The organism is Bifidobacterium sp. M0353 (genome assembly GCF_016100645.1).
Taxonomy (GTDB): Bacteria; Actinomycetota; Actinomycetes; order Actinomycetales; family Bifidobacteriaceae; genus Bombiscardovia; species Bombiscardovia choladohabitans.
The window spans coordinates 240,660-252,857 of the sequence record NZ_JACFSB010000002.1; the positions used below are offsets into that span (position 1 = coordinate 240,660).

11 protein-coding genes are annotated in these 12,198 nt (G+C 62.3%); 1 reads left to right on the forward strand and 10 read right to left on the reverse strand.

Annotated elements, in window-relative coordinates:
* Nucleotides 1-29: 29 nt before the first annotated feature.
* The 6 genes from H3V04_RS06595 to H3V04_RS06620 form a co-directional block, all read right to left on the reverse strand.
* Nucleotides 30-923: an alpha/beta fold hydrolase gene (locus H3V04_RS06595; RefSeq protein ID WP_198187631.1), complete on the reverse strand. Its 894-nt coding sequence runs from the start codon at nucleotides 921-923 to the stop codon at nucleotides 30-32.
* 24 nt (nucleotides 924-947) lie between these two features.
* Nucleotides 948-2,618, reverse strand: a complete 1,671-nt coding sequence (locus H3V04_RS06600; RefSeq protein ID WP_198187633.1) for an ABC transporter ATP-binding protein — start codon at nucleotides 2,616-2,618, stop codon at nucleotides 948-950.
* The gene (locus H3V04_RS06605; RefSeq protein WP_198188008.1) at nucleotides 2,615-2,890 is read right to left on the reverse strand and encodes a hypothetical protein; all 276 of its coding nucleotides are present in this window, start codon (nucleotides 2,888-2,890) and stop codon (nucleotides 2,615-2,617) included. The genes H3V04_RS06600 and H3V04_RS06605 overlap by 4 nt, the downstream gene beginning before the upstream one ends.
* A gap of 13 nt (nucleotides 2,891-2,903) precedes the next feature.
* Complete coding sequence (locus H3V04_RS06610; protein ID WP_198187635.1) at nucleotides 2,904-3,584, reverse strand: ABC transporter permease; 681 nt, start codon at nucleotides 3,582-3,584, stop codon at nucleotides 2,904-2,906.
* 5 nt (nucleotides 3,585-3,589) lie between these two features.
* Nucleotides 3,590-4,489, reverse strand: coding sequence for an ABC transporter permease (locus H3V04_RS06615; protein ID WP_232342616.1), 900 nt, complete (start codon nucleotides 4,487-4,489; stop codon nucleotides 3,590-3,592).
* Between the two features lie 214 nt (nucleotides 4,490-4,703).
* The gene (locus H3V04_RS06620) at nucleotides 4,704-6,350 is read right to left on the reverse strand and encodes an ABC transporter substrate-binding protein (RefSeq protein ID WP_198187639.1); all 1,647 of its coding nucleotides are present in this window, start codon (nucleotides 6,348-6,350) and stop codon (nucleotides 4,704-4,706) included.
* A gap of 334 nt (nucleotides 6,351-6,684) precedes the next feature.
* Here H3V04_RS06620 and H3V04_RS06625 point away from each other — a divergent pair, with 334 nt between their 5' ends.
* Nucleotides 6,685-7,797, forward strand: a complete 1,113-nt coding sequence (locus H3V04_RS06625) for a LacI family DNA-binding transcriptional regulator (protein ID WP_198201706.1) — start codon at nucleotides 6,685-6,687, stop codon at nucleotides 7,795-7,797.
* Nucleotides 7,798-7,841: 44 nt separating this feature from the next.
* On the opposite strand, the gene H3V04_RS06630 is transcribed toward H3V04_RS06625, so the two are convergent.
* The 4 genes from H3V04_RS06630 to grpE all read right to left on the reverse strand — a co-directional run bounded on the left by H3V04_RS06630 (nucleotide 7,842) and on the right by grpE (nucleotide 12,197).
* On the reverse strand, nucleotides 7,842-9,551 hold the full coding sequence (locus H3V04_RS06630) for a DEAD/DEAH box helicase (protein WP_373564700.1): 1,710 nt from the start codon (nucleotides 9,549-9,551) through the stop codon (nucleotides 7,842-7,844).
* Nucleotides 9,552-9,738: 187 nt separating this feature from the next.
* A complete protein-coding gene (locus H3V04_RS06635; RefSeq protein ID WP_198176978.1) occupies nucleotides 9,739-10,269 on the reverse strand; it encodes a heat shock protein transcriptional repressor HspR in 531 nt (176 codons plus the stop codon).
* Between the two features lie 52 nt (nucleotides 10,270-10,321).
* Nucleotides 10,322-11,326: a DnaJ C-terminal domain-containing protein gene (locus tag H3V04_RS06640; protein ID WP_198183477.1), complete on the reverse strand. Its 1,005-nt coding sequence runs from the start codon at nucleotides 11,324-11,326 to the stop codon at nucleotides 10,322-10,324.
* Between the two features lie 145 nt (nucleotides 11,327-11,471).
* A complete protein-coding gene (gene grpE / locus H3V04_RS06645) occupies nucleotides 11,472-12,197 on the reverse strand; it encodes a nucleotide exchange factor GrpE (protein ID WP_232339225.1) in 726 nt (241 codons plus the stop codon).
* Nucleotide 12,198: the final 1 nt, after the last annotated feature.

Consider the following 12,198-nt stretch of genomic DNA (forward strand, 5'->3'; position numbering starts at 1 on the left):
ATTGCTGATGGGCTTATTCCTGCTGAAATTCACCGTTCGTTCTGTACAGAAGTCCAGAAGTCGTCCAGGAGGGCCGCCGTCTCCTCAGGCCTGTCGATGTTGGGACAGTGGCCGGCACCCGCAATCACCTCGTAGCGCGCGCCCAGCAGGCGGGCCATCCTGGCCTGCCAGTCCTGGGGCCAGGAGAAGTCGTCGTGCTCGCCATGGAAAACCATCATGGGCAGGCCGGTGGCAGCCAGCTGTTCGGTTCTGTCATGCAGGTCGGCCAGCTGGTCTATGGTCCCGATGAGCTGGTCCCGGCTGGTCCGCTCTGCCCGAAGACGCTGGAATCTGTCTTGTGGATTCAGCTCCTCGTCCGGCAGGCTGGCCCTGTCCGGGTTATCCAGCCTCCACAGATCCCCACCAGGGTGGTCCAGGAGCCGCTGACGCAGGTCCGCCTTCCGGCCCGGCCAACCGTGGGGGCCGGACGACATGAGGGTAAGGCTGGCAAAGAGGTCAGGGTCGGCCAGGAGGGCCGCCTGGGCCACCACCCCGCCGAAGCTGTGTCCCAGGAGGTGGACCCGTTTGGCCCCGGTGTGCTCGATCAGGATACGGGCTACATCCAAGGCATCACCGGCCGTGGCCCCCCTGTCATAGGCCTTCCTCCCTTCAGGGGCCACCGAGTCTGCCTGCCCCCTCTGCGAGTAGGACCAGACATCCCAACCATCCTCTCCCAGGATGGAACTGATCCGGTAGAAGTCCTCCTTGGAACCTGTGAAGCCGGGAATCATCATGGCCACTCCCCGCGCCCCCCTTACCCCCTTGGGGGCATGGAGGGCGGTCAGGTCGCCCACGGGGGCATGTATGACCATGGGCTCGATGTTCTCCGGCAGGGGTAGGTCCCCAAAGGGCACACCCCTGTCCACGACATGGTGGGATAACATTGTTTCTCCTGTGGCTTTCTGCCCTCAGGCCTGCGTGCGCAGGCTGGGGATGGCGTCGAGCAGCTTGATCGTGTAGTCGTTTTCAGGATGCTGAAGAACCTGGGCCGTCCGTCCCCGCTCCACCACCGTGCCCTTGTTGAGGACCATGATCGAATCGGTGATCAGTCGGGCCGACAGGAGGTCGTGGGTGATGTAGAGCATGCTCACGTTCAACCGGACCCTCAGGTCGTCAAGGAGGGCCAGGATTCCGGCCCTCAGGGTCATGTCCAGCATGGAGACCGGTTCATCGGCCACCAGGACATGGGGGTTGCTGGCCAGCGCCCGGGCTATGACCACCCTTTGGCGTTGCCCTCCCGACAGCTGGTGGGGGAGTTTGGCGGCATACTGTTCCACAGGGGTCAAGCCCACCGTGTCCAGCAGTTCCAACATCCGCCTGCGCGCATCGTCCCCCCTCAGGTCCGTGTAATTGAGGATGGGCCTGGTCAGCGTGTACTCCACCGTGTGGAGAGGGTTGAGGGCCGAATAGGGGTCCTGGAAGATCATCTGGATGTCGGAACGCAGGGACCTCAGATCCTTGCGCCGCTTCATCTGATCAACCCGCCTGCCGCCCAGGGTGATGTTGCCTGAGGTCGGCCTTTCCACCCCGGTGAGCATTTTGGCTATGGTGGACTTGCCGGATCCGGATGCTCCGACCAGGGCCAAGGACTGACCCGGGGAGAGGGTGAAGGAGACATTGTCGACGGCGGTCACCGAATCCTCACCCCGCTTGCGGGAGGGGTAGATTTTGGAGACGCCGGTCACCGTGACCGTCATGTCTTCCTCATCGTCGGCCTGCGAAGTGGTTCCACCAACCGAGCCGGAGGCCTCGGCCTCATCGCGAGGCTTCAAGCCGGGCACTGAAACGTGTTCGGCTCTGGGATCACCATAATGGCTGAGGAGCATCTTGGTGTAGTCGTCCTGGGGATCGGTCAGGATCCGCTCGCTGGGGGCATCCTCCACGATCCGTCCGTTGTGCATGACCAGGACCCTTTGGGTGGACTCAAGGACCACACCGAGGTCGTGGCTGATCAGGATGGCGGTGAAGCCCTCCTGTTTCTGCAGCTCCCGGATGGTCCCCATCACCTCGTGCTGGACCAGGACGTCCAGTGCGGTGGTCGGCTCGTCGAAGACCATGAGCTTGGGCTCCAAGGCCAGGGCCAGGGATATGGAGACCCTCTGCCTCATGCCGCCCGACAGTTCGCCCGGGTAGGCGTCAAGCACGGAGTCCTGCAGACCTACCTTCTCTACGAGCTGCCTGGAATGCGCCTCGTAATCCTTCTTCTCCACGTTCCCGTGGGCCTTGTAGATGTCCACGAAGTGCTTGCGTACGGTCCGCACCGGGTTCAAGGCGTTCATGCCCGACTGGAGGACCATGGCGAATCCGCCGCACCGCTGTCTGCGGAGCTCCTCCTGGCTGAGAGTGGTGATGTCCTTGCCCCCGAAGAGCACACGCCCCTTGCTGATCCGGGCCGGCGGCTTTGAGAGTCGTGTGACGGCGAAGCCCAGGGTGGACTTGCCCGACCCCGACTCACCGACCAGGCCCACGAATTCACCCTGGTCCAGCGAAAAACTCACGTCCTCGACCGCCTTGACCGGTTCCTGGTCTGGGCTGTCATATTCGACGGACAGGTTCTCGACACGTAGCAGTTCCATCATGCCTTCCCTTCACGCAGACGGGGGTTGCTCAGGCGGTCCACACCGAAGTTGATGAAGGTCATGGAGACCGCCAGGAGGGCGACCATGAGACCTGGCGCCAGCAGGAGTGCCCACTGGCCGGTCAGGATCACATTGTTGTTCTGGGCCCAGTAGAGCATGGTGCCCCAGCTGACCGTGGTCGAGTCACCCAGGCCCAGGAATTCCAGGCCTGCTTCCGACAGGGCGCCGGAGGTGGCCGCACCGAAGAAGTTGTTGATGATCAGGGAGAGCATGTTGGGGAAGATCTCATGGAAGATGATCCGCCAAGAGCTGTCCCCCGCTGAAGGCCGCTGCAGTGACGAAGTCCCTGGAGCGCAGGGACTGGGTCTGCGAGCGCAGGACCCGGGACCCCCAGGCCCAACCGGTCAGGACGATGACCAGTATGATCACGCTCATGCCTCCGTTCTGGAGGTAGGCGGCGATGATGATCATCAGTGGGAGGGAGGGGATGACCAGGAATAGGTTGACGATGAAACCGACGAATTCCCCGGCGAAGGAGCGGATGTAGCCCCAGCTCAGGCCCACCAACACGGCGATGCAGGTGGATAGGAGACCGGAGACCATGGCCACCATGACGGAGACCCTCCCGCCCCACAGGAGCTGGGAGAGGACGTCCTGCCCGTTGCTGGTGGTACCCAGCCAGTGCTGGGCGCTGGGTCCGATGCTGGCCTCGAAATCGCCGGCCTTTGGGTCATAGGGGCTGAGCCAAGGGGCGAACAGGGCCGAAAGGACGATCAGGGCCAACAGGACCAGGCCGAACCTGGCCTTGGGCACCTCCCAGACCGTCTTGAACCCCTTGCCTATCACCTCCAGGGCCCGGAGGACGGGATTCCGGTCCCTGGCGGTACGGGCCTGTGGCCCTTGGGGGTCATTCCCATCACCTTGTGCGGAAGTCTGCATCCCTGTGCTGACGATGCTGTTCGTCATCGCCCTCACCTCCTCGTCCTCGGGTCAAGGACCCCGTAAAGAATGTCCACGATGAAGTTGGCCACAAGCACGCTGATGGTGATCATCAGGAAGATGGCCTGCATCAGGGGGTAGTCCTGGTTGGTCACGGCCTGATAGAGCAGGAGGCCGACCCCCGGATAGTTGAAGACCTGCTCGACCAGGAGGGAACCGCCGACCACGCCGCCCAGGACCAGACCAAAGGAGGTCAGGTTGGGAAGGAGGGCGTTCCTGGCCGCGTACTTGAGCATGACCGTCCGCTGGCGCAGGCCGTTGGCTTCGGCAAAGGTGACGTAATCGTCCCCCAATGTGTTGATCATGGTGTTGCGCATGCCCATCACATAGCTGCCCAGGGAGGTCAGCAGGATGGTCAGTGCCGGCAGTATGGAGTGCTCCACGGCGTCGGATATGAAGTCCATCGAGAAGTTGGGTATCGCGGTGGACGAGTAGGCGCCGGAGGTCGGGAAGATGCCGGCCCTGTAACCGAGGAAGAAGAGGAGCATGAGGGCCAGCCAGAAGGAGGGGAAGGCCGAGAGGAAGGAGCTGGAAATCGTACCGGTCACATCCACGGCGGTCCCCCGCTTCCAGGCCATGAGGGCCCCGAGTGCAGTCCCGACGATGAAGGAGACGATCGTGACCAGCCCCACCAGTGTCAGGGTCCAAGGAAGGGCAGCCCCCACCAGGTCCGATACGTTCTGCGGGAAGTTGCTGTATGAGACGCCGAAGTTCAGGTGGACCACATCCCCCAGATACTGCCAGTACTGGCTGAGCAGGTTGCCCTTGGGCATGCCCAGCTGGGCTTCTATGGAAGCCCTGACCTCAGGGGTGACCGGCCCGTTCTGGGACAACTTGGCTATGGCCGCGTCGGCAGGTGATCCAGGCATCATCCTGGGCAGTAGGAAGTTGACGGTTATGGCCGCCCAGAGGGTAACGAAGAATAGACCAATTTTCCCGAAAAAATATCGCACGTGACGACCTTTCATCCGTCAGGGGCGGGGGGCGGCCCAGTAGGCAGACAAGGAGGGACCGGCCGTCCCGACGGCCCGGCAGGACCGCCACCGAACCAGCCCGCTCCTCTTCTGCCCTGATGGGCCCGGCCTCTCAGGCCTTCTTGATATGGGTTACCACCATGAGAACCGACTGGGTCCAGGTGCTGGGTGAGGTGTAGGGGTCGTCCTCACTGGGCCAACCCGTGTAGTTCCGTGTGCTGAACAGGCCCCAGAGACCGCCGTAGAAGAGACCGATCACCGGCACATCGTCGTAGACGATCTGCTGGAGCTGGTCGACTATGGCCTTCTGGGACTTCTCATCGGCCGCCTGCTTGAGCTGGGCCAGGAGTTCATCGGCCTTGGGGTTCTTGTAGCGCTCGAAGTTGGCGTTGGCTGACTGACCCACGGGAACCGCGAACTCACTGTTGAGCAGGCCGTTGTAGTCCTGGAAGACGCTGCCGGTGCCTCCGAAGGAGGAGATCAGGAGATCATAGTCGCCGTTGTTCTGCGCCTGCGTGTATGCGGCGGGCTGGGGCTGGGTGAGCTTGACGGCTATACCCAGCTTGGTCAACTGGCCCTGCATGGTCTGCACCCCGCGCAGCCAGTCGGTGTAGCCGCTGGGCACGGTGATGTTGACCTCGAGCTGCTTGCCGTTGGAGTCCACCAACTGGTCGCCCTGCTTCTTGTAGCCGGCCTTGGCGAAGTACTCGAGGGACTGGGCCTCGTCCTGGGAGACCTTTCCCTTGTTGGGAATGGAATCATTGACCCACTTGTCATGGTTGGGCAGGATGAGGCCGGTCTGGGTGGCACCATCCACATAGCCTTCCTCGGCGTCCTTGGCGATCTTGTCGCGATCAAGGGCATAGCTGAGGCCCTTGCGGAAGTTCACGTCGCTGAAGGGGGCTTTGGTCAGGTTCGGATAAAGGGAGACCGTGCCCCCCGGGGGGAACCAGTAGTGGTTGTGCTGCTTGTCGGCGCCCACCCATGTCTTGTCCACGTTGTTGATGAAGGAGTAGGCCCAGTCATACTTCTTATTGACCAGGTCCAACTGCTTGTTGGAGGCGGGAAGGACGATGGTGTCGGCCGCAACCTTCCCGGCCTGCCAGTAGTCCTTGTTCTTCGCCAGGGTGTACTGATTGGGCTTGAAGGTGCCCAACTTATAGGGGCCGGTCCCGACGGGGTTCTCATTGGTCCACTTGAGGGGGTCCTTCACACCCTTCCAGATGTGCTCCGGGACGATGTTCTGCTGACTGACGATCGACACCGCAGGCACATCGTTGTCCTTGAACTGGAAGGTCACTTTGGACCCTGAGGCCTCAAGGGAGGAGATGTGCTGCCAGACCCCCAGGGAATCCATGGCCGCATCCTTCTTGACCAGGTTGAAGGTGAAGACCACGTCCTGAGCCGAGAAGGGCTTGCCGTCGCTCCACTTGACCCCGTTACGAATCTGGAACTCCACCGTCTTGGGGTCCACGATCTTGTGCCCGCTGGCCAGGAAGGGGGTTGAGGTCCCATCGAGGCTGTTGACTACTTCGAGGGGTTCGTAGATGAAGTTGATGCCTATCCTCTTGCTGGTCGAGAATGGGTTGAAATTACGGGTGAAAGTTGGACTGCCACTGTCACCACCGAAGAGGATCTGATTGCCTGCGGCAGCCTGCTGTGTTGCCTCGGACTTACTTCCGCATGCCCCCAGTCCCAGGAGGGTGACCCCTGCAACCAGTGTTGCAAGGATTCTCACCGCCACTGTTTTCCGTCTCATATGTCTCCTTTGTCTGCATTGACATTCACGGGCCAAATCCGTCCTCTGCTATCGGGGTGTAGTCGGCACGCGCATGCACGGGTGGGTTCCCGGACCTGCACGGCATCCTCTGACCGGACCGGATCAACCATCGTGCTCTCTACTGTATGCGCTTACATTTAAATGTGCAAATCATTCCCATCAGGAGTTTTTAAGCGTGGAGATTCCTTCATTTACTTATATAGTTACCTATATTCCCAGATAAGGAGCATTGATGTTAGCGCTATCAAATCTTGCAATCAACTGCACGTTTCGATGGTATGCTGTATGGGATGTATGAAAGAAAGGAAAGCGGATGGCAAGGAAACCGACCGTATACGATGTCGCCCGCGAGGCCGGCGTATCCATAGCCACCGTCTCCAGGGTCCTGCGCACACCGGAGATGGTGAGGCCCGAGACCAGACAGACTGTGCTCAAAGCCATAAACCTCCTGGGCTACCTCCCCAGCGGCAGCGCACGGAGCCTGGCCGCCCGGCGGACCAACACCATAGGCCTTTTTCTGCCAAACATCGATCAATTGGACCAGATCAGCGACTTCGAACTGGTCAGCGAGGATGCCGCCGACATCGTCGTCGATCCACCCCACGATCAGAAAGACAATACGGATTCCCTCTACTTCGACGAGGTGTTAAGGGGGTGCGAACTGGAGTCCTGGCGGCAGGGCCTCAGCCTCATGGTCAGCATCGGCCTGAGGGGGAAGGGTGACGACATCCCCCAGCTGATCAGCACCATGTCGGAAAAGGTGGATGGTCTGATTGTCCTGGCAAGGTCCGTGCCTGACAGCGTCCTGGCCTTCCTGCGCAAACGCCTGCCCGTTGTCATGATCGCCAATGCTCCATTCAACCAGGAAAGCGAATTCGATCTGGTCCGCGTGAGCAACCGCAAGGGCATGTACACCCTGGTCAGGCACCTGTTCGAGAAACACCGGGTACAGCGGATGGCTTACATGGCGGGCATGGATGATTCTCCAGACAATGGCAAACGCTACGAAGGGTTCTGTGAGGGTCTGAGGTCAGAGGGGTTGGAACCCTCGGCCGCGCCAATCTACAGAGGGCAATTCTCGCAGTCCGTCGCCTATCAGATCGCTGCCAGCCTGGTCAGGCAGGGCACCCTCCCCCAGGCCCTGGTGTGCGCCAACGACCAGATGGGGCTTGGGGTACTGAGGGCCCTGTCTGATGCGGGTGTAAGCGTTCCCGACCAGGTCATCGTCACCGGGTTCGACGGAATCAAGGAGGCCTCCGTCTCACAGCCCCGCCTGACCACGGTCCGACAGCCCATGGTCGAACTGGGCCGGGCCGCCGTCTCCACCCTGGTCAGGCGCCTGAACTCACCGGAGGAACCGCCCATTTCCACCGAACTCCCCGTGAAGGTCCAACTCCGGGAGAGCTGCGAGGGAACCATGGCCTGACCCATGCGGTCTGACCGGTCACGCCGATAGAACAGCGGGAGCAATCAGTGGGACTTGACCTGACGGAAGGGATTATTGTCCCGTCTCCGTCTGCCTCCGCGGTGCCTGTGATCACCGTTGCGGTAGGTGCGACCGCCGTCGTCGAAACGACCGCCATCGTGGCGACCCCGCCCACGAGCTGTGCCCGCACGGCCACGATTGCCCCTGCCTCGATGGCCACCGGCTTGGACGGCTTGATCGGAGTCGGCATGCCCGTGCCGCCTACGTCCGTCGAAGGGGCGATCCTCGTCAAGCCCGTCAGCCCACTTGCGATGGGGATTCCTTCCATCACCGTCACGTCCCCGGCCAGAGCCCCTCGGCCGCCTGTCGAACCGATCGTACCCCCGTCTCCTACGGGCGGGCCCACCGGATCGACGACTACGAGAACCGGCCTGCTTGCCGTCCTGTGATCCTCGGGTTTCCGCTATGGCGGCCTCCAAGGACCAGCCCTCAACCAGGGGGGCATGGGGTCCCACAAGATCGCCTACCTCCTGGGAGTTGGCCGTGACCCCGACCGGCTTGGCATCTATATGGGCCATACGCAGCATCCGCCGGGTATCTCGCCTCTGATCGGGCAGGACGACCGTCACCACGTCGCCGGAGTGGCCAGCCCTTGCCGTGCGCCCGGAACGGTGGAGGAAAGACTTGTAGTCGGCCGGAGGGTCCACCTGGACCACCAGATCCACCCCGCTGACATCCATGCCTCTGGCCGCCACATCGGTGGCCACCATGACCCGGACCAGGCCCTCCGAGAAAGCCTTGAGGTTCCGGTCCCTCTGCCCCTGGGAGAGGTTGCCATGCAACTGGACGGCAGGGATGCCATTGTCAATCAGATTCTTTGCCAGCTTCTTGGCTTGGAACTTGGTCCGGGTAAACAGGATCCTCTTGCCCTGCCCTGCGGCCAGCGTGCGGACCAGGTCGTGCTTAGCAGCCTGCGTCGTCTCGAAGATGTGGTGGGTCATCAGATCCACATGCTGGGTGGCGGAATCCACCTCGTGAATCTTGGGATCCTTGAGGAAACGTTTGACCACGGCATCCACTCCATGATCCAGAGTGGCCGAGAAGAGCATGCGCTGACCGCCCGGTCTGACCTGGGCCAGAATCCGCTCCACGGCGGGAAGGAAGCCCATGTCGGCCATCTCGTCGGCCTCGTCCAGCACGGCGATCTCCACGTCCTCCAGGCTGAGCTTGTGCTGGCGAAGCAGATCCTCTAGGCGACCCGGGCAGGCCACCACGATCTTGGCACCGCGCCGAAGCGCATCGACCTGACGGCCCTGGCCTACCCCGCCATAGACAGTGCAGGTCCGCATGCCGTAGGCCTGGGCCAGCGGATTGAGAACCTCATCAATCTGATTGGCCAGCTCGCGGGTGGGAGCCAGGACAAGACCGCGCGGGCGTGGCAGACTGCCTGATCCGGCGGGTCCACCGCGACCATGGGTGGCCCGTCCTCCCTCGTCGGCAGCCAGTCGAGCCACCAGAGGGATGCTGAAAGCCAGGGTCTTGCCGGAACCGGTCCGGCCCCGGCCCAGGATGTCACGGCCAGCCAGGGCATCGGGCAAGGTATCCCGCTGGATGGGGAAGGCGCTGGTCTTGCCGTCCTTGCGCAGGACGCGGACCAAGGGTTCAGGTACACCCAGCTGGTCGAAGGTCACGGGCTCCGCGGCGGGTTGTCCGGAATTGGATGAATTGGAATCGGGCATGGATGAAGCAGTCACAATGACCTTTCACAACAGGGAAGAAAACGGTACTGTCGGTCGACAGTTCGCAGGCCGCGTGCAAAGCAGAGAATGACGAATTTCGCGCAAGCGGTTTCCCCGTACTCAAAGCATTCAGGCGACAGTCAGCCGCAGCTCTTGGGCGAGCGGCCAACCTGTACACCATAGCACAGGCCCCTCACCTGTCTCAGGAGCGTACGCTCCAGACGATCAGCGATTTGGAATCAGTCGGATCAGCCTCGTCATGCGTCGTATCCTGCCGCCAGAGCCGGGCCCTGCTGGACCGCCTGACTTCGACAACCCGACCGTCGGCAGCGGCTGCGAACATACTGGACCCCTGTGACTGGTGGGAGCGCCGCAGCTGGCGCCTCAGCTGACGATTCTCCTCGGCCAGGGCCAGAATCCTGGTCACACCGGCCAGGTTGATGGACTCGTCCTGGCTCAGATGCTGGGCCTGGCCCAGCCGGTCCAAATCCCGCAGGGAGTATCGGCGCGCACCCCCTTCGGTCCGTTCCGGCACAATCAGACCCAGCCGGTCGTATTGGCGCAGGGTCTGCGGATGGATGTTGGCCAACTGCCCGACCTGGCCGACGGTGAAGACCGGCAACTCGATGTCCAAGCCGGCATCGTCGGCAGCATCCAGGCTGATGTGCCCGGCCACCAGGCCGCGAGCGCAGGCCAGATAAATCCGCCTGGTCTCGGGATCCACCCTGACCATGATCATCACTCCTCCCCGCTGTTCGTTCCGACTTAATCCGGCACCCGGATTGTCATATCTTCATGCGCTCCCCGGCGATCTGCTCGTCGAAGTCACCGCTGGACTTGGCAAAGTCACGCATGGCCTTCTTCTGGGCCATGCCCAACCGACCAGGCATGCGAATCTCAAGCCGCCCCACCAGGTCGCCCTTGCCGCGCCGGTCCTGGACTCCCTTGCCGGCGATGCGGATCTCGTCGCCGCTGGAGGAGCCGGCCGGAATCCTGAAGGTGACGACCTGGTCGTCGATGTCCCGGGCCTGGACCTTGGCCCCCAGGGCAGCCTCGGAGACCGTGACCGGCAGGGTCATGACCAGATCCCTATCCTTCATGGTGAACCGCTGGCTGGGCTGGACGCTGATCTGCAGGTAGAGGTCGCCATTGGCGCCCCCGTCCCTGCCGGGCCGACCCTTGCCGGCCAACCTGATCCGCTGGCCGTTGCGAACCCCAGCGGGGATATGCGTCTTGAAGCGCTTGCCGCCCACACTCAGGGAGACCGTGGCCCCCTTGACCGCCTGACGGAAGGACAGGCCGATTTTCGAGTTGCGATCCTCACCCTTGACGGGCCTGGGCCTGGTCTCCTGGTAAGTGGTCCGACCTCCACCGCCGGCACCCCCACCGAAGGAGGAGAAGATGTCAGCAAAGTCGGGTTGTCCCGAACCATCGCCGAAACGGATGCGGGTGCCTCCCGGCGCCCCGGCCCCGCCGAACATGGAGCCGAAGATGTCCGAGAATGCATCGGTGTTGAAGCCACCCTGGCCTGAGCCTCCGGCGAACCGGGCTCCCCCCATGCCGAACTGGCGGATGGCATCGTACTTCTGACGCTGCTCCTTGTTGCTGAGCACGTCGTAGGCCTCGGAGATGTCCTTGAACTTCTCCTCGGCCTCCTTGGTCTTATTGAGATCGGGATGGTATTTGCGGGCAAGCTTGCGGTAGGCCTTGGTGATCTCCGCTTCGCTGGCGTCCTTGGAGACACCAAGGACCTTGTAATAGTCCTTGCTCAGCCATTCATTCTCAGCCATCCATGTCTCCTTTCCTCATAAGCTACGAATATATCGAATTGGAATCCGCCCTTTCGCGTGCGGCGGCGGGCAGGACCATACCCACCAGCCGCCGCATGCGAAGGCGTCGATTCAGCCTGCGGAAGGTCCGCAATCACCGTCCCTGCTACTGACCGGGCGAGGTCACCACTACCCTTGCGGCCCGGATCACCCGGTCGCCGATCCGATAGCCCGCCTCGACCACCGTGTCAACGGTCTCTTTCTTGGCATCGGGGTCCGGCTTGTGCAGGATGGCCTCATGCTTGGTGGGGTCGAAGTCCTCGCCTTTTTCACCGAACTTCTCGACACCGAACTTCTCGAAGGTCTTGTCGATCTTCTTGGCCACGGCCTGGAAGGAGTCGTCCATCTGCCCGTGCTCCTTGATCCGGTCAATGTCATCAAGGGCCGGAAGAAGGGCGGTCAGTACATCCACGATGCCATGCTGGCGGAAGATGTCCTGCTCCTTCTTGGCACGGTTGCGGAAGTTGACGAACTCGGCCCGCTCGCGCTGGAGGGCCTCCAGATAATCGGCGGCCTCCTTCTTGGCCTGGCCCAGAGGAGTCAGCCCGTCTGATCCCTTGTCGGTGCTCTCCTCCTTGGCCGAGTCAGCATCAGTCTTGTCATCAGCCTGAGCATCCGCTGACGACGCGTCCTTGGCGGAGGAATCCGACGTGGTCTGTCCGGCAGCCTGGCTCCCGTCTGCTGCGCCCTTGTCGGCGTGACGTCCGCGAGCCGCTTCCTGGTCGGGCGTCGAGGCGGCGTCAGAGGCCTTGGCCTCGTTCCCGTCCGGTCCGCCGGCGGCGGCCGGGTCACCCTTCAGTGGCCCGGCATCATCCTTGTCGAAGGCCGACATG

Bases quoted from the DNA above. Each gene is read 5' to 3' on its own strand.
- H3V04_RS06620 (WP_198187639.1), bottom strand. From the start codon at position 6,350: ATGAGACGGAAAACAGTGGCGGTGAGAATCCTTGCAACACTGGTTGCA.
- H3V04_RS06635 (WP_198176978.1), bottom strand. From the start codon at position 10,269: ATGGTCAGGGTGGATCCCGAGACCAGGCGGATTTATCTGGCCTGCGCT.
- grpE (WP_232339225.1), bottom strand. From the start codon at position 12,197: ATGTCGGCCTTCGACAAGGATGATGCCGGGCCACTGAAGGGTGACCCG.
- H3V04_RS06640 (WP_198183477.1), bottom strand. From the start codon at position 11,326: ATGGCTGAGAATGAATGGCTGAGCAAGGACTATTACAAGGTCCTTGGT.
- H3V04_RS06615 (WP_232342616.1), bottom strand. From the start codon at position 4,489: ATGATGCCTGGATCACCTGCCGACGCGGCCATAGCCAAGTTGTCCCAG.
- H3V04_RS06605 (WP_198188008.1), bottom strand. From the start codon at position 2,890: ATGCTCTCCCTGATCATCAACAACTTCTTCGGTGCGGCCACCTCCGGC.
- H3V04_RS06600 (WP_198187633.1), bottom strand. From the start codon at position 2,618: ATGATGGAACTGCTACGTGTCGAGAACCTGTCCGTCGAATATGACAGC.
- H3V04_RS06595 (WP_198187631.1), bottom strand. From the start codon at position 923: ATGTTATCCCACCATGTCGTGGACAGGGGTGTGCCCTTTGGGGACCTA.
- H3V04_RS06610 (WP_198187635.1), bottom strand. From the start codon at position 3,584: ATGACGAACAGCATCGTCAGCACAGGGATGCAGACTTCCGCACAAGGT.
- H3V04_RS06625 (WP_198201706.1), top strand. From the start codon at position 6,685: ATGGCAAGGAAACCGACCGTATACGATGTCGCCCGCGAGGCCGGCGTA.